Origin of the sequence: Draconibacterium mangrovi (assembly GCF_010586825.1) — a bacterium.
GTDB classification, from domain to species: Bacteria; Bacteroidota; Bacteroidia; order Bacteroidales; family Prolixibacteraceae; genus Draconibacterium; species Draconibacterium mangrovi.
In genome coordinates this window covers 1,537,452-1,563,402 of record NZ_JAAAGB010000001.1, presented here as the reverse complement: position 1 = coordinate 1,563,402, position 25,951 = coordinate 1,537,452, and the positions used below count along the sequence as shown (strand labels likewise).

The window sequence follows — 25,951 nt, the reverse complement described above, 5'->3', positions numbered from 1 at the left end:
CCACGTGAAACATTAACGTCCTAAAAGTACCAGTAAAACGTTTATATCAGACGGTGAGACACCCGAGATACGTTTTGCCTGTCCTATTGTTTTTGGTTTAATTTTATCTAACTTTTGACGTGCTTCCGTAGAGATTGATTTTAACTCGTTATAATTAAATTTATTTTCAATATTTATATTCTCAAATTTATCCAACTTTTCAGCCAATTGTTTTTCGCGGTTAATATATCCTTCATATTTAATCACAATTTCGGCTCCTTCTATAATTTCTGTTTTTCTGGCTTCCGGAACTCGTTCGAGAAATGTTTTAAACGGGGTCATCACTTCAATCAAATCAAATATTGAAATCTGAGGGCGTAAAATAAGGTCAAATAATTTAACTCCTTGTTTTAATTCGGAGGTTCCTTTCTCCGTAAGTAACTGATTTACAAAGCGTGGCTTTACAGAAAAGTCCTTCACATAGTCGATAATTTCCTGAATTAAGCGTGTTTTTTCTTGCAGCAAATTGAGACGTTCTAGCGAAGCAAGGCCCAATTTATACGATTTTTCCGTTAAACGGATGTCAGCATTGTCTTGTCGCAGCAAAATTCGAAATTCAGCCCTACTCGTAAACATTCGATAAGGTTCGTCTACACCTTTTGTAACAAGATCGTCAATGAGAACTCCAATATAAGCTTCGTTTCTTTTTAAGACAAAAGTATTGTTATTTCCTGCCGATTTTAAATGGGCATTTATACCGGCCATGATTCCCTGGGCACCTGCTTCTTCATAACCGGTTGTACCATTAATCTGTCCGGCAAAAAATAAATTATTGATAATTTTGGTTTCCAGAGTATGATTCAATTGAGTTGGATCAAAATAATCGTATTCGATTGCATAACCCGGACGGAATATTTTTGCCTTTTCCAAACCTGCAATCTTATGTAAACCTTTTAACTGAACCTGCCACGGAAGAGACGATGAAAAACCATTCAGATAATACTCAATTGTATTCTCCCCTTCCGGCTCCAAAAACAACTGATGTTTTTCCTTTTCGGCAAAGGTTACCAATTTCGATTCTATACTCGGACAATAACGTGGACCGGTACTTTGAATAGTACCATCAAACATTGGCGAATCTTCAAATCCCTGCTGAAGTTCTTCATGTACTTCAGCACTTGTATGTGTGATCCAGCAAGAGCGCTGTTTTAACTTTGTCTCTGTACCAGGTAAATAAGAGAATTTATAATGTCCTTCATCGCCTTTTTGCTCAGTAAGTTTCGAAAAATCAATGGTTCTGCCATCGATTCGAACAGGTGTTCCGGTTTTCATTCTGCCGGTTTTAAAACCTGCTTCCAGTAACTGTTCCGAAATATTATACGAAGCCGCTTCTCCAATACGTCCTCCGGCGAGCTTTTCCTGCCCTATATGCATTAAACCGTTTAAAAAGGTACCATTTGTTAAAACAACAGTATTCGACTCAAATTCGATACCTATCTTCGTTTTAACGCCCGTTACCTTTTTATTATTGATTATCAATTGAATAACAGCATCCTGCCACAAATCGAGATTATCCGTGTTTTCCAGAATATTTCTCCATTCTTCAACAAAGCGAAAGCGATCGTTTTGAGCACGCGGACTCCACATTGCAGGTCCTTTCGATTTGTTAAGCATACGGAACTGGATAGTAGTTTTATCGGCTAGAATACCCGAGTAACCACCCAGAGCATCTATTTCACGCACGATCTGACCTTTTGCAATTCCGCCCATAGCAGGATTACACGACATCTGACCATATTTGGTCATGTCCATCGTAATCAGTAATGTTTTCGATCCAAGGTTTGCAGCTGCTGTTGCTGCTTCGCATCCGGCATGTCCTCCCCCAACAACAATCACATCATATTTCTCCATCATACCTTCAGTTCTTTAAAATCTATTTTTGCAAGATAAAACTCTTCCATTTTTGTCATTTCCTCTTGTTCCTCTTCCGTTTTATCTTTATATCCTACTAAATGCAGAACTCCGTGTAATACAACACGATACAACTCCTTTAATTGTGAAATTCCGTAATTTTCTGCATTTTCATTTACTCTGTCTATACTTATAAATAAATCGCCCGAAATTACATTTTTCTCTACGTAATCAAAAGTTATTATATCTGTATAATAATCATGATCAAGATATTGTTTATTCATATTGAGTAAAAACTCGTCGGAACAATACACAATTGTTAGTTCTCCAAGTTCATACTTTTCATTGATAACGAGGTTTTCAATCTGATTTTTTAGAAAATCTTCATGGAAAGATATCGGTTTGATATCTTCAAAATAAAAGTCTATTGAATTCATTTACAGATAATTTCAAAACTTAAGCTATTTCCCTTATCGTTAAATTCTACGTTTTGGGCAATGCTTTTTATAATGTGTAGTCCGCGTCCGGTTTCTTTTAACAGATTATCTTCATGTGTTGGATCCGGAACTTTTTCAACGTCAAATCCATCTCCTTCGTCGGTAACCCGCACCTGAATGAGGTGACTTTTACAATCAATATTTAGCTCTACAGTTTTTGTATGATCTTCTTTATTACCATGAACAATAGAATTTGTAGTAGCTTCAGAAATACATAAAAACACTGGATTAAAACATTTTTCAGGCATATTGTGAAAATTAAAAATAGCCTTTACAAATTCTTCAACCCTTCTAATTTCTGTACTTACTGATCTTATAACTAATATGTTGGGTGGATTATTCTTCACTCTGGTTTTGAATTTTGTTTAGATAATCTTTATATTTTTTATTGTAAAAATTATTTAATGTATTTGAATTACGGTTTAAATACTCCAGCGTAAAATTCTCTTTTTCTTTATACTCAAAAAACTTAACAGGGTTACTGTAGAACTCGTCCGCGCTTTCCGATTCGCGTTTATCCTCGAATTCACGCTCTGTTTCGGCCTTTTCAGCTTCTAACAATCGTGTGGTTATAAGGTTCTGACGTGCAATGGTTTCCGCATTAATCGATTTATTCATCAACTCCTTCCGGTTTTCCTCCAACATTTGATCAATTTTTTTCAATGTTTCCTGCGCCTGACTACCCACCTGACCGTTATTCATTAAATCGTGAAGCATCTGTTGCATCATTTCGTGTTGCATCAAACTTTGCCCCAATTGTTGGCTTAATCCCTGTGAATTACCGTTTTTCATTTGTTCAATCATCTTTTGTAACTGCTGTTTTATACTTTCCGATGATTCTTTTAAATTTTGCATTCCACTCCCCATTCCTCCGGGATTTTCGCATTGCTGATCGCCAGGCTGTGCATTTGCCATTTGTTTTTCTAACTGTTCCAGCGATTCGTTTAATAAAAGTGCCAGGTTATTTGTGGCGGTAATTACAAATTGCTGACTACTTCTGGCTTGCGGAAATAAGGCCTCTTCCAGCTCCTGACCCGATTTTTTAAGGTTTATCTCCATGTCTACCAACTCGTTGTTTATCATACTCGAAATTTGTGGTGTTCGTTTGGCCAGCGCGTATAACGAATCTCTAACAATTTTACTTTGATCTTCTATTCGTTTCTGTTCTTTATTCAGTTCTGTTAATCTCGGATCTTTAGCACCTATTTCGCTTAAACCGGTTAATATATCTTCCTGATTAAATGACAGCAACACCAAGTTATCCAATATTTGCCTAAGATTTTGAATGTTTTCCTGGTTTTGTTGCATACTATTCAAATCAAGCATTTGCTGCATGGCAAACGCTGCATTTTTCATTTGCTCTGAAGTTTTCTGAATACTTTGACTTGACTTGTTACGGCTTTTTTTCTCCAGATTTTCTTTACTCTCCTCTGTACTTTTCTGAAGCTCATCAAATTCCTCGTCAAAATCGTCAAAACCAATCGGTTTGTCCAATTCCTTATTCATCTCCAAAGCTTCATTTAAACGCCTTTCGAGGTCTTTTAGGTTTTCCTGATGTTCGCTTACCTTTTCGTTTATTTCTTCAAAATTTTTCTTTTCGCTTATCTCTTTAGCCATGTTTTCCTCTTCCATGGCCATTTCGTTCATTTCGTCTGTAATTTCCTGTAATTTTTGCTCTACCTTGAACTTCTTCAGCATCTCCAGGTTTCTGTCCAACTGTTTCTGCAGATCGTCCATGGTCACGTTCATATCGCGGGTAAGTTCATTCAGCTTTTTACTGTCGAATTCTTCAGCCAGTTTATTAAATTCGTCCATTAATTCTTGTAACTCATCGGTAAAAACTTCCTTAAGCAATTCTTCAATTTGCTTTTGCTTTTCGATGATCTCCTCTGAATTGTCATTAAATGAATTAAGGTAATTATTAAGATTTTTATTATCCTGCTTTATTTTATCGTATAGTTTTTCCAGCTGATTTTGCTTCTGAACAATGTCGTTTACCATCTGCGATTTTTCCCAGTCGGATATATTCGTATCCATATTCTTAATCTGCAGATTCTGTAAATTATTCTGAATTTCCTTTGATAATTGCTGGCTCTCGGCAATCATTTTCTCCAGGTTTTCGAATTGCTCTTGTTCGTTTGCCTCTAACTCTTCTTTATCAGGAAATACAAAAGTGTAACTATCAGATGTGGTGGTTTTATAACCGTTTATTATGTCGTTATCCGATACTGAAAAATAGTAAGAAATTGCTCCTTCCGTTTCAATGGCGTTAAAATCGTAACTGAAATAGAACTCCTGATCGGCCATATTTCTCGAGAATGGCAAAGAAATAGCAGTGTCTTCGATGGCAATATTGTAGTGAAACTTAAGCGACGAAAAACCATAATCATCACCAATAACTCCTTTAAAAAAGAAACGTGTTAAACGTGTTGAATCTTCAATACGCATGACTTCAATATCCGGGTAAATATCCGGTATCACGTCAATATTATACGACAACGCCAATTCTTCCTCAGTAACCTTATTGCGGATATAAACATTGTAATTACTTGATTTATAAACCCTTTTTTCTACCTCGAATAATCCTTCATTTTGCGTTGCGTTTGCCCGAATCGAATCATTAAACAACAATGCCAGCGAGTCAACATCTATTCCTGAAAACTCCCATTTCAAAATTGTTCCACATGGAACCTGCAAATCTCCGATGTTCTCAAGCAACTGCGATTCGTTTAATGTATAACTCGGCGGAATTACATTTACCGTAAAAGAATTAATACCCGGTTTAGGTAACAATTGAAGCGTATAACTCTCTGATTTATAATTTAAATCGGTAAAATAAAAGGAAACGGGATTGATTACTGAAGCCATCTCAAACTCGTAATTACCGGTTTCAGTTGTTTTCATCAGGTAATTATTTCCCTCAATATTTATATATACGATTTGTGGAATTTCATCGCCTTCCGCTATTACTTTTACCGTATACGAATCTCCCTTTTTTGCTTTCAGACTTTCGTTTGTTAATTGAAAAGAAAAAGGAGCAGGTTTAACAAACTCCTGGTTGTAATGAACTAAACGGTTTGTCGATTCGGTAAATATGCTTTTATTGAATAATAATATTCCAGAGGTAATTAAAACACTAAATATCAGATAAATAGAAATAACTTTAATATTCTTATACTCAATTGCTTCATTAAAATCGAACACTTTTAACTCATCAATTTTCTGATCGATACTGGCAATTAATAAATCCCTGGAATACTGATTGTCGTTCAAATCTGATAATTCGATGATATTCAATAATTTATCTTTAATCTCACCAAAATACTTTTGAATCAGTTTAGTTGAAGATTTCAGATCGATAGGTTTTAAAATATGCAGCAATCGAAAAAATGGAATAAGAATAAACTGTGTACTTAACAAACCGGTAAAAATCAGATAGCCGTAGAAAATAACCTTGCGTGTAAACGATGAAAGATAAATATAGTATTCAACTACAGAAAATACTGTATATAAGGTAATTAACAATACAAAAACCAAAGCCGCCCCTCTTATCAACGTGTACAAGCCATACTTAAACCTAAATGCGTTTAGTTTATTAACAAGTATGTTGAAATTATCAGTCATTCTGCTTAAAGTTCTTATTGTTCAAACGTTTATTTTTTACACCAATTGTTAATAAGTGTGTACAAACATGTCAAAAAAACAAAAGTAATCTTTTATACTAATTTTTGGTTTCTTCAATTTTTTCATCATATAATTTCGCTTTCCAAAAACCATCGTTAATCTTACATTTTTTTGATGCCTGTTTATTCACAGGAAATGCACCTGTTAAAAACGTTAGTTCTCTTTTCCTATTCACTATTAACAGTTGTTGAAAAGAAAAGTTATTTTATTACCAAAGAACAATTTAACCTGTAAAATAGTTGTTGAAAACAGGAGAACAAACATGTTTACAGTTTCTGCATAATTGGTAAAAAATAGTAATTAACAATTACCAACAGGATATAATTACTAGTATTAATTTTTAAATTTGTTTAATTATTAATTATAATAGAAGAAGATTGGACATACTACTTGTAGAAGACAACCTATTAAATCAAAAGGTGGTTATATTTAATTTGAAGAAATATAACTACAACGTTACTGCAGTTACCAACGGACCCGAGGCTATTGAGCAGGTAAAGCAGCACGCTTACGATCTGGTGTTAATGGATATTATGCTACCCGAAATGGATGGCTATGAAATTACCACGGCCATACGAGAATATGAAACAGCAAATGCCATTGAAACCCCTGTTCCTATTATCGCCATAACAGCTAACACACTCGACAACGACCGGGAGCGGTGTTTTAGCGTTGGAATGAATGAGTATTTATCAAAACCCTTCACAGCTGCCCAGCTTATTGAAAAAATACGCATCTTTATTCCCGAATAAGATTTGTGCTGATGGAAGATGAATTAGATATTAGAGGAAATTCATATACGGATACCGAAAGAGAGCTCGACAAACGTTTACGCCCCTTACAATTCGATGATTTTAGCGGACAAAAACAGATTGTTGAAAACCTAGAGATTTTTGTAAAGGCAGCTTTAATGCGTGGCGAAGCTTTGGATCATGTTTTATTGCATGGACCTCCGGGACTGGGAAAAACAACCCTGTCGAATATTATTGCCAACGAATTGGGAGTGGGTATTAAAATTACTTCCGGACCGGTATTGGATAAACCAGGCGATTTGGCCGGTTTATTAACCAACCTCGAAGAAAACGATGTGTTGTTCATCGATGAAATTCATCGCCTCTCCCCTATTGTTGAAGAATATTTGTATTCGGCTATGGAAGATTTCCGTATCGATATCATGATCGACAAAGGACCGAGTGCACGTTCGGTACAAATCGAACTGAATTCGTTTACGTTAATCGGCGCTACTACACGTTCGGGATTATTAACGTCGCCATTGCGGGCACGTTTTGGTATCAATTCTCACCTGGAGTATTATGACGGCGATATTTTAACGCAAATAGTAAAAAGGTCGGCTGGTATACTGAATGTAGAGATAAGCGAAGAGGCGGCTCATGAGATAGCTTTCCGGAGCCGTGGCACTCCGCGAATCGTAAATTCATTGCTGCGTCGTGTTCGCGACTTTGCCCAGGTAAAAGGTGATGGTACTATCGATATGGATATTACCCGTCATGCTTTGGCAGCTTTAAACATCGATAAATACGGCCTGGACGAAATGGACAACCGTATTTTAAAATCGATTATCGATAAATTTAAAGGCGGACCGGTGGGAATTACTACCATTGCAACTGCTGTTGGCGAAGATGCCGGAACCATTGAAGAAGTGTACGAACCCTTCCTTATTAAAGAAGGTTTTATTAAACGAACTCCACGCGGAAGAGAAGTTACCGATTTAGCCTATAAACATTTAGGACGCGTTCGGTACGGCGACTCCCCCAGCCTTTTTTAAGGTTGGAATGATGAATTTCGATTAACGATTTTAGATTTATGATCGGAAAAGAAGTAGACAGTTTCAGTTGATGGATACTTCTAAAATCTACATTCGTTAATCATCATTCGAAATTCTTTATTGTTCGATAAACTTTACTTCGAATAGCATTGGCCACAGTTTTCCGGTAACAAACATGCGGTCCGTTTTGGCATCGTATGCAATTCCGTTTAAAACATCAATTCGGTCGTTTGCCTGGTGATACATATCGATTAAACCTTCCATGTTTATTTCTTCCAAAACTTTACCGGTTTTGGCATCAATTTTAACAACGAAGTTGGTGGTATAAATATTGGCGTAAATTATTCCGTCGATGTATTCCAGCTCGTTCAAAACATTCATGTTTCCACGGTTATTAGCCACCTGCACAGTTTTGACTATTGAAAAATCATCAGGATTTAACCAGGTTAAAACATTGGATCCGTCGCTCATTATCAGGTTGGTACCGTCGTTTGTTAATCCCCACCCCTGTTCCGACTTGTAAGTAAAACTATCGATTACAGCAAAGGTTTCCAGGTCGTAAACAAAACCTTTTTGTGCGTGATAAGTAAGCTGGTAAATTTTACCATTTAAAATAGTAATTCCTTCTCCAAAATACTTGGCATCCATGTCGAAAGATTGAAGAGGTTTGCCGGTTTTAATATCGATTTTCATCAGTTTCGAATGGCCGGTTTCACCTGTTCCTTCATACAAATAACCATTGTAATATTCCAATCCCTGCGTGTACGAAGTTTTTAAATGCGGATATTTTTCAATCACCTGGTAAGTCAGTTGTTTGGGTGCTATATCCGAAATTACATTAATCGTTTTTGTGCGGCTGTTTTTTAAACCGTCGGTTTTTTCAGCATCTACTTTAAAACTGCTGTTTCCAACCTGATCCAGTTCTACATCGGTAATTTCAAAATCAAGGTCGGTGCTTTCTTTTAATAAGTCGCCTTCGTAATAAACTTTTACCGATTTTAATTCGCCGTCGCGCAGTTTGGTTTTAATCTCTAAAGTAACTTTATCGCCTGAAGTATATAGTTGTTTGGCCGGTTTAATACTTATGCTGCTTACCGGTTTTCGTGGGCGTTTATTCGATTTATTGGAGCACGAAAAAAAGCTCACAAGCAAACAAAATATCAGTACTATTGGGAAGAGGTTTCGCTTCATTACACTGTAATTTTTGATTTCAAAGATAAAACATATTGTAAAAGATTCTTTTGTAGAAAAGCATCAAAGCAAATGATTTTATCTTTGCCTAAAATTTCAACAATTGAATCCTTTTAAGAAATTAGCAAGCGATACAGCTATTTATGGGGTTAGCAGCATTGTGGGCCGCTTTTTAAACTGGTGGCTTGTCCCCTATTATTCGTTTATGTTTTTGCCCGGCGAATATGGTGTGGTAACCAACATGTACGCGTATGTGGCATTTTTACTGGTTTTACTCACCTACGGAATGGAAACCTCGTATTTCCGTTTTGCCTCAAAAAGCGACAATCCGGAAAAGGTGTATTCCACATCGATGGTATCTTTGTTTTTTACCACTTTTTCGTTTGTATTGCTGGCAGCAGCTTTCCGAAACGAAATAGCCGCCTGGATCCAGTATCCCGATCACCCGGAGTATATTTTGTGGTTTGCCATAATTTTGGGTGTCGATGCGTTTACAGCTATTCCTTTTGCACGGCTCCGTTTAAAGAATCGACCCATAAAATTTGCCTTTATTAAACTGGTAAATATTAGTTTTAACATTGGTTTTAACCTGTTCTTTATTTCCTTGTGCCCAAGGATCTTAGCCAATAATCCCGATTCAATAATTTCAACCGTTTATTCAGCGGATATCGGTGTGGGATATGTGTTTATTTCCAATTTACTGGCTTCACTGATTACCTTGGTCTTACTGCTTCCCGAAATCTTTAGAATCTCATTTCAGTTTGATAAGAAGCTGCTGAAACAAATGTTGAGTTATGGTTTCCCTATTCTGATTGTTGGATTAACCGGAATGGTGAATCAGAATATCGATAAAGTACTGATACCGTTTTTGGTACCAGAGAATCAGGATCCGATGTTTCAGCTCGGAATTTATGGTGCCAACTACAAACTGGCAGTGCTGATGAATATGTTTATTCAGGCGTTTCGTTATGCTTTCGAACCTTTCTTTTTTGCCCGTGAAGGATCAAAAGACGATCCAAAAATATATGCCGTTGTAATGAAATACTTTGTCATTTTCGGACTTATTATTTTTATAGGAATGGTATTGTTTATCGATGTAATAAAGGTTATTGTCGACTCGCAATATCACGAGGGATTAAAAGTGGTGCCCCTTGTGTTAATGGCCAATCTTTTTTATGGTATGTATTTTACGCTGTCGTTGTGGTATAAGCTAACCGACAAAACGCGCTACGGCGCTTATATGGCTTTAATTGGTGCCACAATCACGCTGGTTTTAAACCTTGCTCTGGTTCCCGTTATGGGTTATATGGGATCGGCAATTGCAGTGTTTGTCTGCTTTTTGGTGATGCTGCTTCTCTCATATTTTTTGGGGCAAAAACATTTTCCGGTGCCATACGATCTCAAACGAATTGGCAGTTATTTTTTGGCGGCAATGGTAATTGTGAGCATCGCTCAATTTACACTCGATTTACAGGTAATAATTAAATATTCCATCAACATAGTTTTATCACTGGCATTTATTGCACTTGTTTTTAAATGGGAAATAAATGAGCTTAAGCGATTTATTCCCTTTATAAATAAGTCATAATAATCCGAATATTAGGTTATTACTAAAGGTAAAATCTACTAATGTTATCCTCTCGTGCAACAAATATTAGGAATAAATGAAATAAATATCAAAAAGTATTAATTTTGTGCAAATGAAGAATTTAGAGGGAAAAGTAATAGCATTGGCAAGCGATCATGCCGGTTTTGCTAAAAAGCAGGTGATTATAAAATTTTTGAGCGATAACAATATTGCTTTCAAAGATTTTGGATGTTACACCGACGAAAGCGTAGACTACCCTATTTATGCCCATAAAATGGGTGAAGCGATTGAAAGTGGTGAATACGAAATTGGTATAACATTTTGCGGAAGTGGACAGGGAATTAGCATTGCCGCAAACAAGCATCAGGGAGTACGTTCGGCGGTTTGCTGGACAGAAGAAATTGCTGCACTGGCGCGTCAGCACAATAATGCAAATGTGTGTGCAGTGCCTGGTCGTTTTGTGAGTGATGAAGAAGCCATAGCTATTGTTTCAACTTTTCTGAACGAAGATTTTGAAGGCGGACGACACGCCAAGCGAGTAGATCAGATTCCTCTTGAGAAATAAATGACAGCGCAAAAAAATATATTTCTGAAGGATTCAAAAATTGCTTTCGATAAAAAACACCGGAAGACCTTAAATTTTAATATTTCGAAATACGATGAAGCCGTTGCTAAAGGCAAACTTCGTTACCGAAATATGGATTTGGCGAAACACCGTGCTTCTTATCTCAAAAAGAAAGTAGTTTCCAATCTTGCGCATTATCTCGAAACATTTGAAACAAATGCCAAAACCAACGGAATTGATGTGGTTTGGGCACGCGACAGCAAAGAAGCTGTTTCGGAAATCATAAAAATTCTGGATGAGAATGAGGCTAAGCTTTTGGTAAAAAGCAAGTCGATGATCTCGGAAGAAATAGAATTAAACGAAAATCTTGAAAAAACTGGTTTTGAACCGGTTGAAACCGACCTGGGCGAATTTATCGTTCAGGTAGCCGGCGAAAAGCCGTATCATATTTTAACACCGGCAATGCACAAATCGAAAGAAGATGTTGCCGAGCTTTTTCATAAAAAATTCGATACTCCCGAGGATTCTACGCCAACAGAATTAACCCTTTTTGTACGAAAAGTATTGCGCGAAAAATTCACTTCGGCCGAGGTGGGTGTTACAGGGGCTAATTTTCTGGTGGCCGATGTTGGAGGAGTGGCACTTACCGAAAACGAAGGAAACGGTTTTATGTCGGTTGCCTTCCCGAAAGTACATATTGTAATTGCAGGAATTGAAAAACTGATTCCGTCGATTGATGATTTACAGCTGATGTTTCCCTTGCTTTCGGCTTTGGGAACCGGACAACAGGTTACGGTATACAATTCGCTGATTACCGGCCCTAAACGCGCTGATGAAGCCAACGGACCGGAGAAAATGGTGGTGGTTCTGCTCGATAATAATCGTACAAAAATTGCTGTCGAACCCAAACATGTCGATGCACTGAAATGTATTCGCTGCGGTGCTTGTTTAAACGCCTGCCCCATTTATAAAAATGTGGGTGGATACACGTACAACACTACTTACAGCGGCCCGATAGGATCGGTAATAACGCCTTTTATGAAAGGCTTTGATAAATACAATCATTTGAGTTTTGCCTGCACGGTTTGCGGGGCTTGCACTGATGTTTGCCCGGTTAAAATTCCGCTGCACAATTTGTTGCTTTTAAACCGAAAAATAGCGGTTGACGAAAACCATGGAACTTTCGCTTGGAACAAGGGAATGAAAGCGTATGAATGGGCTTTTAAAAAGCGAAAAAACCTTGATCGGGTAAACGGGAAAGTGAAAAATGCACTGCTAAAAGCCAACAAAAATGTATTGGGAAAACAAAAGAAGTTTCCTGCTTTTGCAGAACAATCATACAGTAAAACAATCTTAAATTTAAAATAGATGTTATCGAATACATGCAAATATGCACTCAGAGCGTTGATTTATCTAGGTAAATTTTCGAAAGAAGACAAACGTGTTGGAATCAAAAAGATTTCGGAAGATTTGGGTTTATCGTCACCGTTTTTAGGAAAGATCCTGCAAAACCTGGTAAAACAAAAACTACTGGTTTCTACCAAAGGACCAAATGGAGGATTCTCGCTTTCGCGTGATGCGTCTGAAATTTCGTTGTGGGACATTGTAATAAAGGTTGATGGCGAAGAGTTTTTCACCAACTGCCTGATCAGTTTAGAGCCGTGTAAAACGCACGACCCGTCGAAACCACTTTGTCCGGTACACGCACAATACGAAAGGTTACGCCAGGACATTTCTAATTTTTACAAAACCACTTCGTTGGAAACGGTTGGAAAAGACATCGATAAATACGAAGATCTGGTAAAACTTTAGGTGCGGCAGAAATTCTAATCGCGGAAGATCAGAAAAAGCGTTCCAGCCACTTTTTATTTACAAAGAGGGCATAAAAAAAGGTGGCAAACGATAATCCGGCGGCATTGGCCCACAGGTCGTAAACATCGCTGTGGCGGCTTGGCGATATTTTTTGTTGAACGTATTCAAGTACAATGGCAGCAACAAGTGTCAATAATGGCGTCCAGAAATAAAAGTTCGGTGTGAACTGTTTTACCGGCCTGAAGCTTAGCATACAAAGGATAAAAAACATCCCGAAATGAACGATTTTGTCGAAATTCGGAATTTGTAAAAATGGTTTGCTTGGTAGTTGATTTGCCGGCATAAAAAGCAGGTAAAGCATTATTATAAACCAAATTGCAAGTCTCCAGTAGGGATCTATCTTCATGTTTAAAATTGTTTTATTAAAAATTTTTCAGGTCGTGTAATGGCGGGTATTTACATTCATATTCCTTTCTGTCGTCAGAAATGTTATTACTGCGATTTCTACAAAACAGTAAATACTTCGCTGCAGCACGATTTTATCGGCGCCCTGAAAAACGAGGCTAAAGTACGTAAAAACTACCTGAACAACGAAGCGGTTGATACCATATATTTTGGTGGCGGCACTCCATCGGTACTTACAGCACCGGAAATTGCTGAAATACTGGCTGTGTTGAACAAGGAATTTACAGTTAATTCGAATGCTGAAATTACCTTTGAAACCAATCCGGACGACTTGAGCAACGCTTACCTGAAAGACTTAAAACAAGAGGGAATTAATCGTTTAAGTATCGGAATTCAGGCTTTTCAAAACCGGCATTTGGAAAAAATGAACCGCCGGCACAACGCTGCTCAGGCTGTTGAAGCCATTGAAAATGCGGCAAAGAACGGTTTCTCGAATTTAAGTGCTGATCTCATTTATGGTCTTCCCGATTTAACGCCAGAAGAATGGGAAGAAAGCCTGAACCAAATGTTCAAACTCCCGGTAAAACATTTGTCGGCTTATCATTTAACTTATCACGAAGGAACCGCTTTTTACACCTGGCTGAAAAAAGGAACTTTAAAAGAGTTGAAAGAAGCTGAAAGTGTTGCTCAGTTTAACACATTGGTTGATCTGTCGATTGCCAATGGTTTTGAGCATTACGAGATTTCAAACCTGGCAAAAGACCAGCTTTACTCGCGCCACAACACAGCTTACTGGATGGGTAAAAAATACCTTGGTCTTGGACCGTCGGCACATTCGTTCGATGGTGTTTCACGCCGCTGGAACGACTCCAGTGTTGAGGCTTACATAAAAGCACAAACCAATAATCAAACGTATTTCGAGGAAGAAAAACTGAGCGAAAACGACCAGTATAATGAGTATATTTTAACCCGGATCCGCACCAAATGGGGAGTATCGGAAAAGGAATTGGAACAACGTTTTGGTCTCGAAAAGGCAAGCTATTTTTCCCGTCAGTTAGCCAAATACAAAGATACGGGTGTGCTGCAAATCAATAACGAAATCATTACACTAACCCGAAAAGGGCTTTTTGTTTCCGACGAGATTATGGCCGACCTCATGATTATATAATTGTTATACAATCAGTTGATTCGTTTGACTTCTATCATAAATCTTGTTAAACCTACTGAACGGACGCATTATTTATCTATCTTAGCGGTTCTTTTAAAAAAACAGATTGATGCAGGTTAAAATCGTTAATAAATCAAAGAATGAACTACCGGCCTACAGTACAGCATTTTCGGCCGGAATGGACTTACGCGCAAATCTTGATGAACCGGTTGTTTTAAAACCGCTTGAGCGGAAATTGGTACCGACAGGATTATTTATTGAATTGCCACAGGGTTACGAAGCCCAGGTACGTCCGCGTAGTGGTTTGGCTTTGAAAAAAGGAATTACGGTTTTAAATACTCCCGGAACAATTGACGCCGATTATCGTGGAGAAATTGGTGTTATTCTCATCAACCTGTCGCAGGAAGATTTTGTTATAGAGAATGGAGAACGCATTTGCCAAATGGTTATTGCCGCACACGAAACTGTGGAATGGGATTTGGTAGAAGTGCTGGAAGAAACAGAAAGAGGAGCAGGTGGTTTCGGCCACACAGGAAAACATTAACATGAAGAGAATTTTTATAAAGGGACTTGGTATTGCATCTTTTACGCTGAGTTTACTGTCATGTTCAGGACCAAAACAGGTTACCGAACAGCAAGTGGCACAAGCTGCAATAAATACACCCTCTACTGAATTAGTAGATCAAAAACAGATGGAGTTTGAGTACCTTTTTGTGGAGGCGCTAAAACAGAAAATGTTTGGCAACGCACAAAAAGCGATTCAATTATTGTCGAGCTGTTTAGAGATTGATCCAAACTCGTCGTCAGCCATGTACGAGTTGGCAAATATTCACGCCGCAAATAACGATTTTACCAGCGCTTCACTGCTGCTGGAAAAAGCCATCAGTATAAATCCTGATAACCCGTGGTACAAACTGTTGCTGGCACAAATCTATCAGCAAACACGAAAGTATTCAGAGGCAGCCGATCTGTATGCCGAGTTGGTGAAAATGGAGCCCGAAAACCTGGAATACATTTATATGAATGCTGCGCTGCTGGCCACTGCACAACGTTACGATGAAGCTATTGCCGCCTACGAACGTATGGAAAAGGAAACCGGCGTTAACGAGCAGATTTCAGTTGCAAAACAGCAGATTTATGTATCAACAGGACAGGTAGATAAAGCTTTTGAAGAGATTTATAAACTGATTGAAAACGATCCGAACGAAGCAAAATATTACGGTCTGCTGGCTGATTTGTATCAGAGCCAGGGCGATTCGGAAAATGCTTTGGCCAACTACAAAAAGATTCAGGAAATGGATCCTGAAAATGGTTTTGTACACTTTTCGCTGGCCAATTATTACCTCGAAAATGGCGATGCAGAAAAGTCGTTCGAAGAAACAAAAGCCGGTTTTGAAAGCGATGCAGTTGATATTCAAACAAAAATGCAGCTGTATATGATGCTAACGGCAAATCCGGCACAGTCGCATCTTAACGAACAACAACGTGGTGAATTGATTGGCATTTTACTCGAAAAACATCCCGATGAATCCTTGGTACACACCATTCACGCGGAATCGTTGCTGAAAGAAAATAAGCTGGCCGAAGGTCGCGAAGCCTTGTTAAAAGCCATTGAAATTGAACCCAACGATTATATGGTTTGGGAACGGATAATGTACATCGACAACGACCTGCAACAGTGGGATAAATTGTACGAACATACCGGAAAGATCATCGAATTATTCCCCAATCAACCGCAGGGTTATTTCTTTAAAGCAATTGCCTGTGTTCAGTTGGAAAAATATGATGAAACCATTGAACTAAGCGAAGAAGGAATGGATTATGTGGTTGAAAATCCACAACTGGAAGCCAACTTTTTAATGCTTAAAGGTGAGGCCGTTTACAAAAACGGAAACAGAACCGAAGCCTTCAAAATATTTGACAAAGCCGTTCAGATTGATCCGGATAATTACCTTACCCTGAACAATTATGCATATTATTTATCGGTTGACGGTATTGAGCTCGATAAAGCCGAACGTATGAGTGGCAGAGTGGTTGAGCGCTTTCCGGATAATGCAACTTACCTGGATACACATGCCTGGGTGCTGTTTAAAAAAGGCGAATACACGCTGGCTAAATTTTATATGGATTCGGCCATAAAAAACAGCCAGGATGAAAGTGATACTTTGCTGGAGCACTACGGCGACATTTTGTACAAAGTTGGCAAAGTTGACAAGGCTTTAGAGTATTGGATAAAAGCCAAAGAGATTGGTAGCGAGTCGGAAACTTTGGACCGCAAAATTGCAGAGAAAAAATACATTGAAGAGTAGTAGGCGATGAAGTTTTTTAGATATTTCAGGATTTCCCTGTTTATGGCGGCTGTTCTGCTTGCCGTTTCGTCCTGTAAAACACCGTCGGAATTAGCTGTTGTTGATGCACGTCCGATAAGCACCAATAAGTTGCTGAAACGTATTGAGCAAAACGCATTCGATTACGATTACCTTACCATAAAACGTATTAATTGTAACTTTTCAAGCAGCCAGTCGAAAGCGGCTTTTAAAATCAATCTGAAAGCAAAAAAGGACGATTGTATTCTGGTGTCGATTAGTAAACTGAATATTCCCGTTGGCCGCGTTTTACTGACACCCGACAGCGTGAAATATGTGAATTATATCGACCGCAATTATTTCATCGACGATTATTCCTACCTCAGTAGTTTTTTGAATATTGACCTTGATTTTGCCACCATACAGAGCATCATTTCTAACAATGCCTTCTCGTATCGAAATGATCCGCGCGACAAGGATTTTAAAACGTTCGATGCTTTAATTGAAGACAACCAGTATGTTTTGCAATCGGAAAAAACACGGAAGCTCAGCAAACTTGAAGAGAAAGAAAACAAAGCCGAGCGCCGTTTAAAACGACTTGATGATCAGGCTCTTATACTGCAAAAAATGTTTTTTAACCCTGGCAATTTTGCATTGAACCGCCTTTTGATCAGCGATAAAACAAACGACCGGAATATGAACCTGGTTTTCGACGATTATACCGAAGTGGAAAACAAAGACTATCCGGGAAGCATTGAAATGAACTTTCATTCGCCTGAAGAAGAAATAGAAATGAAAATAAGGATGAGTGGATTTTCAACCGAGAAGATCACTTCTTTCAGCATTAAAATTCCGGAAAAATACGAGGAGATTCGTGTAAACTAGAAACCTTTTTTCCTGCAGAATTATAACTTTCTGTGAAAATATTTTAAAGTTGAACTCAGGTTCAATCCGAAATCAATACATTCGTAAACATGATTTTACGAATAAAAATACTATTCGTCACGCTGGCAGTATCGCTGGTGAGTCTAACTGTGTTTGCACAATCCATCGAAGAGTTGCAAAAACAAAAGGCTGCTGCTGAAAAGGAAATCGAATACACCACCCGCTTGCTTAACGAAACGCAAAAAAACGAACGCTCGTCGTTAAGCAAGCTGCGACTCATCAATACAAAGATCAACTCCAGAAACACGCTTATCTCGAATATAAAGAACGAAATCGAAATTTATGAGCAATGTATAGCCAACAACGATTTGGCTGTGGAAATGCTTAAAAACGATGCTCAGCAATTAAAAAACGAATATGCAGAGATGATAAGGATGGCGTATAAAAATCTGAATTCGTATGACGAAGTGCTGTTTTTGCTGTCGGCCGAAAATGTAAACCAGGCGTATCGCCGATTACTGTATTTCAAACGGTATAAAACCTATCGCGAAAATCAGGCACAGATGATTGGTGCTTTGCAGGAAGTTTTGGATAAAAGTATACAAAAACTTGAGCAGCAAACCGTGGCAAAACAAACACTGATAGAACAGACTGAAAAAGAAATGTTGGCGCTGAACCAGGAAAAAGGTGCTCAAAGCAGTGAATTGCAAGAACTGCAAAAACAAAAGAACAGCCTGCAAAAAACCTTGCAACAACAACGGCGGGTAGAGCAGCAACTGGAGCGCGAAATTCAGGCTATAATTGAAGAGGAAGCAAGCAAAAACCGGGAAGCCGGCGGTTCAGGTTTTGCCTTAACACCCGAGCAAAAACTGATTGGCGATAACTTTGAGCAAAACAAAAGGCGCCTGCCCTGGCCATTGGAAAGAGGTGTAATTGTGGAGCATTTTGGTGTACACCAACACCCGGTTTTAACCAATGTACAGGTGCAAAACAACGGGATAAACATTGCCACCGATGTGGGAGCCGAAGTGCGTGCCGTTTTTAATGGCGAAGTAAGTCGCGTGTTTGGTATATCAGGTGGTAATACAGCCGTTATAATCCGCCACGGAACCTACCTGAGTGTTTATTCCAACCTTCGCGAGGTAGTGGTTAAAAAGGGCGATAAGGTATCTACAAAACAACCCATCGGCACGGTTTTTACCGATACAAAAGACGGGAACAAATCGATCCTGAAATTTCAGATATGGAAAGAAAGCACCAAACTTGATCCGGAGGACTGGATTGGCCGCTAGAATGGTGAATTTCGAATGATGATTAACGAATGAAGATTTAAGAAGTACGTTCTTACAAAGTTGATTGTTTGTTCAAACAGATCCATCTGAAATAGTTAATCTAAATTCATCATTCATCATTCAACTTTGCTTTTATCTCTTTAATGTTCTGCAGAATTTCCATCGTAACCGGGTTTTCGCTGGCTGCGTTGCGCATTTCCTCTTTTCGCAGTCCCAGCTTGGTGTCCAGCCGCCCGAGTATCAACGAAAATACCATAAACAAAACCATCATTACCGGGTAGGTGATCAACTTGTTTTCATCGAGAAAAGTACGGATCGTTTCGTCTTTAAAATCGTTTAAAAACATAAAGGCGATCATTACAAAACTAATGTAGCCAATGTACATCCGGGCACGGTCAACGTAAATTTTCCAACGGATAAATGTGCGTCTGTTTAGTTGAATACCAAAGAGTTTCATATTATTTGAGTTTTAATTTCATTTTATATTGTCTCAGAAAAGGAGTCATTCCAATAGCTTTCAGAAAATCCTGTGTTTGCCCCGATTGGTCGGCCACATTAATCACCATCGGCGTGTTTGATGCCAGCCCGGCAAAATGACAAAATAGCGTCGTTCCCAAACCTTTCCAACGATGCTCCGGATCGACAGCAAACTGAGCTATTTTTCCCGAATAAGGATTTCCGGTAAGGTAGGCGATTGGCTGGTTATCGCTGTAAATGCTCCAGGTTTTGTACTGCCCCGACTGTACAACCGTTTGTATGGTATTCTGCCAGGTGGGCTGCCAGTCCCAAAGGTGTTCGGAAGGAATAAATTCTCCGGTTGATTCTTCCCTGATCATAGAATCTTCCGGTTTTGAAACGCCCGGGTAACCCTTAAAACATTCCAGTTCCTGAAGTATGGTAAAACCCACTTTTTTATAGGATTTTATTGCGGCAGTATTTTTATCGATAACCTCTAAAACTACTTCGTTTACGCCACTTTTAACCAGTTTAGGAAGTATAAATTCGTACATCAGTACCGTTGCATTTTTACCCCTGAATTCAGGAATAACACCGGTTCCGGCATTATACGCCGTTTTTCCCGACGTAGTATCGCGTATAGCATGAAAGATAAAACCCACCGGTTTGCCTTCGCTAAAAATACCCACCGAGTGCTCAAGACGGATATTCTCAGAATCAAATTTGTCTTGTAAACTTTCGGGCGTCATTTCAATCTTTACCAGATAATCGGCAAATGCAGCATTAAACAATTTGCTGAGTTCTTGTATACTTTGGTTTTCTAGTGTCTGAAATTGCATTTTATAGTTTAGAACGGTTAGGAAGAGGTTTAAGTATTAAACAAAAAAACCGGCCATTAGCCGGTTTCTGAAAATATGTAGCGTGCTTATAAATTAGCCACCCGTGTTAGTGCAGGAGTATCTAAAAATTTAATTTTTCGTCCCTGCAATTCAATCAGTTTATCGCTCTTGAATTCTGATAATAAACGAATTACCGATTCAGTTGCGGTGCCAACCATATTGGCCAGCTCCTCTCGTGTTAACGAAATTTGAAGTGTATTTTGGTTATCCAGCTCAAAGTTTTCTTTCAAAAGTAAAAGAACTTCTGCTAGTCGTTCGCGAACTGTTTTTTGAGCAATATCGGTAATGTAATCGTTGGCTTCGCGCAACTCGCGACACACAATTTGTAACATGTGATGCGAAAACTGCCAGTTGTTTTGGATAAGGTACAACAAGGTTTGATAAGGAACATGACATAACGCGGCATCGTCGATTACCTTGGCAGTTGTACATGCCAGTTCCTGGCTCAGCAACGACCGATAGGCAATAATTTCACCCTTTTTGGCAAAGCGAATAATTTGTTCTTTGCCGTCGATTCCTGTTTTAAAGATTTTGATAATTCCCCTTGTAACACAGAAAAAACCGGTTAGCCGGCTGCCCTCACGATAAATGATGGTGCCTTTTTTATAAAGCGAACAAGTTTTTTCATAATTCAGCCGCGTAAATTCTTCTTCGGTTAACTTCTTAAAAAGTTGAAAACCACTCAAATTTGTTTCTTCGTCCGACGGCCTTTTAATTGCGCTTCTCATTTCCTGAACTGATTATACGTTTAATACTGGAATAACCTTTTTTTATTTTGGCTTAAAAATACAATTATCTGCATTATTCGAAAAACTATTTATATAGATAGTTAGATGTTGTATATTTGTGTACAAATTTAATGTAAAGTATTTTAAAATAAGGATGTTATGAAGCATGTAATAGATATGGCCTGGACCGACAAGCTGGCTTTTGAAACGGATATGGATGGACATAAGGTAGTTATCGACGCCACAGAAGAAGTGGGTGGCAGCGATTTAGGACCGCGTCCGAAGAAATTAATGTTAACTGCTCTGGCCGGATGTACGGGTATTGATGTGGTGATGATTTTGAAAAAAATGAAGGTTGAATTGGAAGCTTTTAATGTAATTGTTGAGGGTGAACTAACAGAAGATCATCCGAAATATTACAACAAAATGACCATCGTTTACCAGTTTAAAGGAAAGGATCTTCCGATGGATAAACTGGAAAAAGCGGTTAAACTTTCAGAGGAGAAATACTGTGGTGTTAGTGCCGTGTATCGTCAGGCAATGGAAATGAAAACAGAGATCAGGATAGTGGAATAAATTCTGGTTCGTGAAAATATATGAAAGCAATCTTTTTACAAGGTTGCTTTTTTTATAAATTTATAGGTCATTAAAGAATTCACTATGTTAAAATCGATTAATCCGGTAACAAACGAAATAGTAAAAACCTATCAAAAACACTCTAAAGAAGGCGTTGAAAAGATCATTAATTCAGTAGATAAAATATGGCATCACTGGCGAAGTACTTCCTTTCATCACCGGGGGCAGCTGATGCAAAATGCAGCCAGTATTTTACGCAGCAAAAAAGAAGAGCTGGCTTTGCTGATGGCACAGGAAATGGGGAAAGTAAAAAGCGAAGGAATTGCCGAAATTGAAAAGTGTGCCTGGGTTTGCGAGTATTATGCTGCCAATGCCGAATCATTTCTCGAAAACGAAACAATAGCCACACAGGCCAGAAAATCATACGTTTCGTACCAGCCAATTGGAACTATTTTAGCTGTTATGCCCTGGAATTTTCCGTTTTGGCAGGTGTTTCGTTTTGCTGCTCCAACGCTAATGGCGGGTAACACAGCCGTACTAAAACATGCCAGCAATTTGCCGGGCTGTTCCATGGCAATCGAAGAGATTTTCCGCGAGGCTGGTTTCCCTGAAAACGTATTTCGTTCGTTGTTAATTGGCAGCCCGATGGTTGAAAAAGTGATTAAACACAAAGCCATAAAAGGAGTGAGCCTTACCGGAAGTACACCTGCCGGCAAAAGTGTTGCTGCCCTGGCCGGAGCAGAATTGAAAAAATGTGTGCTGGAGCTGGGCGGCAGCGATCCGTACCTGATTTTAAAAGATGCCGACCTGGAAATGGCTGCCAAAAAATGTGCTGCAGGCCGCCTGCTAAATGCCGGACAAAGTTGTATCGGTGCCAAACGTTTTATCGTGGAAGAAGAGGTTTACGCGCATTTCCTCGAGCTTTTTACACATGAAATGAATGCTGCACACTTTGGCGATCCGTTCGATGAGGAAAGTACAATGGGGCCAATGGCACGCGAAGATCTGCGTGACGAGTTACATCAGCAGGTTGTTGATTCGGTAAATAAAGGCGCTGAAATAATTATTGGAGGCGAAATTCCGCATCGTAAAGGGGCTTTTTACCCGCCAACCATTCTTGAAAATGTGAAGCCGGGAATGCCGGCGTATGAAGAAGAACTGTTTGGTCCGGTGGCTTCGGTAATAAAAGTAAAAGACCAGGAAGAGGCCATTCGCGTGGCAAACGACACCGATTTTGGACTGGGAGCAGCCGTGTTTACCCAAAATCTTAAAAAGGGCGAACACATAGCCGAAATTGAACTGGAAGCTGGCGCTTGTTTTGTAAACGATTTTGTGAAATCGGATCCGCGTTTACCTTTTGGCGGAATAAAAACCAGTGGATTCGGACGCGAACTTTCGGTGCACGGTATCAAGGAATTTATGAATGTAAAAACTGTTTTTGTAAAATAAGCTTTTAAACCTAAACTTATGCTAAGAACCTTTTACGGTGGAGTATTCGCTCTGCTTCTTTTGGTTTCCTGCACTCAGAAGGAAACAATTATTAGTCGTGAAGAATCATTTGATAAGGACTGGAAATTTATCAGATCCGATGTTCAAGGTGGACAGAATGTGGCTCTTGATGATTCCGGTTGGAAAACACTTGACTTGCCGCACGATTACAGTATTGAAGACCTTCCTGAAAAACAAGGTGTAAAACAGATCGGACCATTTTCGGAAGAAAGTGCAGGAAAGGCTTCCACCGGTCACGTTGTAGGTGGAACGGCCTGGTATCGGAAACATTTTACACTCGCACCTGAAGATGAAGGCAAAACGATTAAGATTCTATTTGATGGCGTTTATATGAATGCCGATTTCTGGATCAATGGTAATCATCTTGGCAACCATCCGTATGGATACACTGCTTTTGCTTACGATTTAACGGAGTATTTAAATGCATCGGGCGATGATAATGTTTTGGCTGTTCAGGTGAAAAACGAAGGCAAAAACTCACGATGGTACAGTGGATCAGGAATTTACAGAAATGTAAGTTTGTTAAAACTGAATCCGGTTCATATTGATTTGTGGGGCGTTTATGTAACTACACCGGAAGTTTCTGAGGAAAAAGCTACTGTAAAAATTGAAACAAAAATTAAAGCTGCCGAATCAGTTGAACGACTGACATTAAAGGGGCAGTTGCTAAACCCTGATGGACAAATAGTGGCAAAATGGAATTCACCTGTTGATTTAAATCAGGCAACCGCTGTTTTACAAACTGAATTGGAATTTCCATCGTTGTGGTCTCCTGACAGTCCGGCTTTATATACAGCAAAAATGCAGCTATTTGATGGCAATATGGTCATCGACGAATATGATGAAAGGTTTGGAATCCGATCTATAGATTTTTCTCCGGGGAAAGGATTTTTGTTGAACGGCAAAAGCGTTTTACTAAAGGGTGGGTGTTTACACCATGACAACGGCCCGTTGGGATCGGCAGCATTTAAAGCTGCCGAATATCGACGAGTAAAAACCATGAAGGAAAATGGTTTTAATGCTATCCGTACTTCGCATAATCCACCTTCAAAACATTTCCTCGATGCCTGCGACGAGTTGGGAGTTTTAGTAATGGATGAATCATTTGATCACTGGCAACGCGGCAAAAACGATCAGGACTATCATCTTTATTTTGACGACTGGTGGGAGCGGGATCTGGAATCGATGATACTGCGCGACCGAAATCATCCGTCGATTGTAGTATGGAGTGTCGGTAACGAAATTAACGAGCGTGCCGATTCTTCAGGTTTGGAAATATTTAAATTTCTTCGCGAAAAAGTACTCACCATGGATAATACGCGTCCGGTAACACAGGCCATTTGTCATTTCTGGGATCATCCGGGATGGGACTGGGACCGCACAATCCCGGCTTTTGCGCAAATGGATATTCACAGCTATAATTACCAATGGAAAAACTATGAACCTGATCATGAAAAGCATCCTGAACGTATAATTGTGGGAACGGAATCTTTCCCTAAAGAAGCATTTGATAATTGGGATTTGGTTGAAAAACATCCGAATATAATTGGTGATTTTGTATGGACCGGAATGGATTACCTTGGTGAGAGCGGAATAGGACATAATAACCTCGATAATGAGAATGTTGGCTTCTTGCCTGACTGGCCATGGTATAATGCATATTGTGGCGATATAAGCATCCTTGGCTACAAGAAACCACAAATGTATTACCGCGATGTAGTTTGGCGCAACAGCGAGCTTGAAATGCTGGTTCATGAACCTGTTCCTGATGGCAGAACAGAAGTGGTTAGTATGTGGGGATGGCCCGAAGAATGGAAAAGCTGGAACTGGGAAGGAAACGAAGGAATACCGCTACAGGTAGCAGTTTATACACGTTGCGATCAGGTACGACTGGAACTAAACGGAGAGGTGATCGGAACAAAAGATGTGGCTCAGAAAAACAGCGGGGCTCAACAAATGGATATTCCTTCTGAATCGCGCCAAATAGAAGCATTAGCAGCTTATTTTGATGTGCCTTACCAGGCTGGAGAATTGGTTGCCATTGGAATAAAGGATGGAAAAGAAGTGGTTCGGCAATCTTTAAAAACAGCTGGAAAGCCGGCAGTACTAAAAGTAGTTGCCGAAAACGAAAGTGGAAAAGCATCGGGTAACGACCTGGCGTATTTTAATATTGAAGTTGTTGATGCCAATGGAAATTTAGTTCCAAATGCCGAACTTCCTGTTGAATTTACGATTGAAGGAAATGGTAGCCTGCAAGCTGTGGCTAACGGAAATCCATCGGATATGAAAAGCTTTCAGCAGCCTAGAGTGAATACGTTTCGCGGTAAATGTCAGTTAATCGTTCGTTCGGGAGAGGACGGTACAGAAATTAAGGTTACTGCTGCTTCAGAAGGCTTAGAAAGTGGTCATTCCACGGTTAAAGTTCAGTAATTCTAATTGTCTGTTTTCTTACGCCAGGGTTTTAATCCATAGATTTTCCGGCCAACAAACTGGCCAAGGAAAAAACTTCCGAAGAGAAAGGGAGCGAGGCTCCAGCTAAGTTGTATATCGAAAAACTTCCGGATTAGAATAATCAGCGGAACCGGTGCATGAATGGCAACAAACCACCAAAAGGATAGCTTACGAAAACCACCACGCAGGTATCCAAAAGGCAGGTTAACCACAAAAGTAGCCAGGCAGGTATAAAAAAGATGCCATTCGTAAGTTTGCATTGT

General features: G+C 39.2%; 24 protein-coding genes. 14 read left to right on the top strand and 10 right to left on the bottom strand.

Translation table 11 applies throughout. The annotated features are described in order from the left end of the window. Nucleotides 1–12: 12 nt before the first annotated feature. Genes mnmG through G4420_RS06450 form a run of 4 tightly spaced genes read right to left on the bottom strand, consistent with a single transcriptional unit; the run spans nt 13 to nt 6,011 of the window. A complete protein-coding gene (mnmG, locus tag G4420_RS06465; RefSeq protein WP_163322719.1) occupies nt 13–1,893 on the bottom strand; it encodes a tRNA uridine-5-carboxymethylaminomethyl(34) synthesis enzyme MnmG in 1,881 nt (626 codons plus the stop codon). After that, a complete protein-coding gene (gene ybeY / locus G4420_RS06460) occupies nt 1,890–2,327 on the bottom strand; it encodes an rRNA maturation RNase YbeY (protein WP_163322718.1) in 438 nt (145 codons plus the stop codon). Before ybeY ends, mnmG begins: the two co-directional genes overlap by 4 nt. After that, nucleotides 2,324–2,734 (bottom strand): ATP-binding protein, encoded by a 411-nt coding sequence (locus tag G4420_RS06455; protein ID WP_163322717.1) that lies wholly within the window; start codon nt 2,732–2,734, stop codon nt 2,324–2,326. Before G4420_RS06455 ends, ybeY begins: the two co-directional genes overlap by 4 nt. Then, nucleotides 2,724–6,011, bottom strand: a complete 3,288-nt coding sequence (locus G4420_RS06450) for a DUF4175 family protein (protein WP_163322716.1) — start codon at nt 6,009–6,011, stop codon at nt 2,724–2,726. The genes G4420_RS06455 and G4420_RS06450 overlap by 11 nt, the downstream gene beginning before the upstream one ends. Nucleotides 6,012–6,448: 437 nt before the next feature. On the opposite strand from G4420_RS06450, the gene G4420_RS06445 reads away from it, so the two are divergent. Continuing rightward, a complete protein-coding gene (locus G4420_RS06445; protein WP_163322715.1) occupies nt 6,449–6,823 on the top strand; it encodes a response regulator in 375 nt (124 codons plus the stop codon). 11 nt (nt 6,824–6,834) lie between these two features. Further along, complete coding sequence (gene ruvB, locus G4420_RS06440; protein ID WP_163322714.1) at nt 6,835–7,857, top strand: Holliday junction branch migration DNA helicase RuvB; 1,023 nt, start codon at nt 6,835–6,837, stop codon at nt 7,855–7,857. Between the two features lie 117 nt (nt 7,858–7,974). Here the strand turns inward: ruvB and G4420_RS06435 are convergent, their stop codons facing one another. Continuing rightward, the gene (locus G4420_RS06435; RefSeq protein ID WP_163322713.1) at nt 7,975–9,048 is read right to left on the bottom strand and encodes a glutaminyl-peptide cyclotransferase; all 1,074 of its coding nucleotides are present in this window, start codon (nt 9,046–9,048) and stop codon (nt 7,975–7,977) included. Between the two features lie 103 nt (nt 9,049–9,151). On the opposite strand from G4420_RS06435, the gene G4420_RS06430 reads away from it, so the two are divergent. The 4 genes from G4420_RS06430 (at nt 9,152) to G4420_RS06415 (ending at nt 13,013) form a co-directional block, all read left to right on the top strand. Continuing rightward, complete coding sequence (locus G4420_RS06430) at nt 9,152–10,636, top strand: lipopolysaccharide biosynthesis protein (RefSeq protein WP_163322712.1); 1,485 nt, start codon at nt 9,152–9,154, stop codon at nt 10,634–10,636. Between the two features lie 112 nt (nt 10,637–10,748). Further along, on the top strand, nt 10,749–11,201 hold the full coding sequence (gene rpiB / locus G4420_RS06425) for a ribose 5-phosphate isomerase B (RefSeq protein WP_163322711.1): 453 nt from the start codon (nt 10,749–10,751) through the stop codon (nt 11,199–11,201). Then, nucleotides 11,202–12,569, top strand: coding sequence for a lactate utilization protein B (locus G4420_RS06420; RefSeq protein WP_163322710.1), 1,368 nt, complete (start codon nt 11,202–11,204; stop codon nt 12,567–12,569). Then, entirely contained in the window at nt 12,570–13,013 is a 444-nt protein-coding gene (locus G4420_RS06415) for an RrF2 family transcriptional regulator (protein WP_163322709.1), read from the top strand. It abuts the gene before it with no gap. A gap of 28 nt (nt 13,014–13,041) precedes the next feature. Here G4420_RS06415 and G4420_RS06410 read toward each other — a convergent pair whose 3' ends face one another. Continuing rightward, on the bottom strand, nt 13,042–13,419 hold the full coding sequence (locus G4420_RS06410; protein ID WP_163322708.1) for a VanZ family protein: 378 nt from the start codon (nt 13,417–13,419) through the stop codon (nt 13,042–13,044). Nucleotides 13,420–13,458: 39 nt separating this feature from the next. Here G4420_RS06410 and hemW point away from each other — a divergent pair, with 39 nt between their 5' ends. The 5 genes from hemW (at nt 13,459) to G4420_RS06385 (ending at nt 19,069) form a co-directional block, all read left to right on the top strand. Further along, nucleotides 13,459–14,586, top strand: coding sequence for a radical SAM family heme chaperone HemW (gene hemW, locus G4420_RS06405; RefSeq protein WP_163322707.1), 1,128 nt, complete (start codon nt 13,459–13,461; stop codon nt 14,584–14,586). Between the two features lie 109 nt (nt 14,587–14,695). Then, nucleotides 14,696–15,130 (top strand): dUTP diphosphatase, encoded by a 435-nt coding sequence (gene dut, locus G4420_RS06400; protein ID WP_045025741.1) that lies wholly within the window; start codon nt 14,696–14,698, stop codon nt 15,128–15,130. Between the two features lies 1 nt (nt 15,131). After that, nucleotides 15,132–16,895 (top strand): tetratricopeptide repeat protein, encoded by a 1,764-nt coding sequence (locus G4420_RS06395; RefSeq protein ID WP_163322706.1) that lies wholly within the window; start codon nt 15,132–15,134, stop codon nt 16,893–16,895. A gap of 6 nt (nt 16,896–16,901) precedes the next feature. Further along, entirely contained in the window at nt 16,902–17,777 is an 876-nt protein-coding gene (locus G4420_RS06390) for a DUF4292 domain-containing protein (RefSeq protein ID WP_163322705.1), read from the top strand. A gap of 89 nt (nt 17,778–17,866) precedes the next feature. After that, a complete protein-coding gene (locus tag G4420_RS06385) occupies nt 17,867–19,069 on the top strand; it encodes a murein hydrolase activator EnvC family protein (RefSeq protein WP_163322704.1) in 1,203 nt (400 codons plus the stop codon). A gap of 109 nt (nt 19,070–19,178) precedes the next feature. Here the strand turns inward: G4420_RS06385 and G4420_RS06380 are convergent, their stop codons facing one another. From G4420_RS06380 to G4420_RS06370, 3 genes are all read right to left on the bottom strand, one after another. Continuing rightward, complete coding sequence (locus G4420_RS06380) at nt 19,179–19,526, bottom strand: hypothetical protein (RefSeq protein ID WP_163322703.1); 348 nt, start codon at nt 19,524–19,526, stop codon at nt 19,179–19,181. Nucleotide 19,527: 1 nt separating this feature from the next. After that, nucleotides 19,528–20,364 carry a GNAT family N-acetyltransferase gene (locus G4420_RS06375; RefSeq protein ID WP_163322702.1) on the bottom strand — a complete coding sequence of 279 codons (837 nt, stop codon included), beginning with the start codon at nt 20,362–20,364 and terminating at the stop codon, nt 19,528–19,530. 86 nt (nt 20,365–20,450) lie between these two features. Further along, a complete protein-coding gene (locus G4420_RS06370; RefSeq protein ID WP_045025746.1) occupies nt 20,451–21,152 on the bottom strand; it encodes a Crp/Fnr family transcriptional regulator in 702 nt (233 codons plus the stop codon). Between the two features lie 159 nt (nt 21,153–21,311). Here G4420_RS06370 and G4420_RS06365 point away from each other — a divergent pair, with 159 nt between their 5' ends. The 3 genes from G4420_RS06365 (at nt 21,312) to G4420_RS06355 (ending at nt 25,667) form a co-directional block, all read left to right on the top strand. Next, a complete protein-coding gene (locus tag G4420_RS06365) occupies nt 21,312–21,728 on the top strand; it encodes an OsmC family protein (protein WP_163322701.1) in 417 nt (138 codons plus the stop codon). Between the two features lie 84 nt (nt 21,729–21,812). Beyond that, entirely contained in the window at nt 21,813–23,177 is a 1,365-nt protein-coding gene (locus tag G4420_RS06360) for an NAD-dependent succinate-semialdehyde dehydrogenase (RefSeq protein WP_204273607.1), read from the top strand. 18 nt (nt 23,178–23,195) lie between these two features. Beyond that, nucleotides 23,196–25,667, top strand: a complete 2,472-nt coding sequence (locus G4420_RS06355) for a glycoside hydrolase family 2 TIM barrel-domain containing protein (RefSeq protein ID WP_163322700.1) — start codon at nt 23,196–23,198, stop codon at nt 25,665–25,667. A 2-nt stretch (nt 25,668–25,669) separates the two neighbouring features. On the opposite strand, the gene G4420_RS06350 is transcribed toward G4420_RS06355, so the two are convergent. After that, a complete protein-coding gene (locus G4420_RS06350) occupies nt 25,670–25,948 on the bottom strand; it encodes a hypothetical protein (protein WP_163322699.1) in 279 nt (92 codons plus the stop codon). Nucleotides 25,949–25,951: the final 3 nt, after the last annotated feature.

Coding starts and splice junctions, on each gene's coding strand:
- mnmG (WP_163322719.1), bottom strand. CDS start 1,893: ATGATGGAGAAATATGATGTGATTGTTGTTGGGGGAGGACATGCCGGA.
- ybeY (WP_163322718.1), bottom strand. CDS start 2,327: ATGAATTCAATAGACTTTTATTTTGAAGATATCAAACCGATATCTTTC.
- G4420_RS06450 (WP_163322716.1), bottom strand. CDS start 6,011: ATGACTGATAATTTCAACATACTTGTTAATAAACTAAACGCATTTAGG.
- ruvB (WP_163322714.1), top strand. CDS start 6,835: ATGGAAGATGAATTAGATATTAGAGGAAATTCATATACGGATACCGAA.
- G4420_RS06435 (WP_163322713.1), bottom strand. CDS start 9,048: ATGAAGCGAAACCTCTTCCCAATAGTACTGATATTTTGTTTGCTTGTG.
- rpiB (WP_163322711.1), top strand. CDS start 10,749: ATGAAGAATTTAGAGGGAAAAGTAATAGCATTGGCAAGCGATCATGCC.
- G4420_RS06420 (WP_163322710.1), top strand. CDS start 11,202: ATGACAGCGCAAAAAAATATATTTCTGAAGGATTCAAAAATTGCTTTC.
- G4420_RS06415 (WP_163322709.1), top strand. CDS start 12,570: ATGTTATCGAATACATGCAAATATGCACTCAGAGCGTTGATTTATCTA.
- G4420_RS06410 (WP_163322708.1), bottom strand. CDS start 13,419: ATGAAGATAGATCCCTACTGGAGACTTGCAATTTGGTTTATAATAATG.
- hemW (WP_163322707.1), top strand. CDS start 13,459: ATGGCGGGTATTTACATTCATATTCCTTTCTGTCGTCAGAAATGTTAT.
- dut (WP_045025741.1), top strand. CDS start 14,696: ATGCAGGTTAAAATCGTTAATAAATCAAAGAATGAACTACCGGCCTAC.
- G4420_RS06395 (WP_163322706.1), top strand. CDS start 15,132: ATGAAGAGAATTTTTATAAAGGGACTTGGTATTGCATCTTTTACGCTG.
- G4420_RS06390 (WP_163322705.1), top strand. CDS start 16,902: ATGAAGTTTTTTAGATATTTCAGGATTTCCCTGTTTATGGCGGCTGTT.
- G4420_RS06385 (WP_163322704.1), top strand. CDS start 17,867: ATGATTTTACGAATAAAAATACTATTCGTCACGCTGGCAGTATCGCTG.
- G4420_RS06380 (WP_163322703.1), bottom strand. CDS start 19,526: ATGAAACTCTTTGGTATTCAACTAAACAGACGCACATTTATCCGTTGG.
- G4420_RS06375 (WP_163322702.1), bottom strand. CDS start 20,364: ATGCAATTTCAGACACTAGAAAACCAAAGTATACAAGAACTCAGCAAA.
- G4420_RS06370 (WP_045025746.1), bottom strand. CDS start 21,152: ATGAGAAGCGCAATTAAAAGGCCGTCGGACGAAGAAACAAATTTGAGT.
- G4420_RS06365 (WP_163322701.1), top strand. CDS start 21,312: ATGAAGCATGTAATAGATATGGCCTGGACCGACAAGCTGGCTTTTGAA.
- G4420_RS06360 (WP_204273607.1), top strand. CDS start 21,813: ATGTTAAAATCGATTAATCCGGTAACAAACGAAATAGTAAAAACCTAT.
- G4420_RS06355 (WP_163322700.1), top strand. CDS start 23,196: ATGCTAAGAACCTTTTACGGTGGAGTATTCGCTCTGCTTCTTTTGGTT.
- G4420_RS06350 (WP_163322699.1), bottom strand. CDS start 25,948: ATGCAAACTTACGAATGGCATCTTTTTTATACCTGCCTGGCTACTTTT.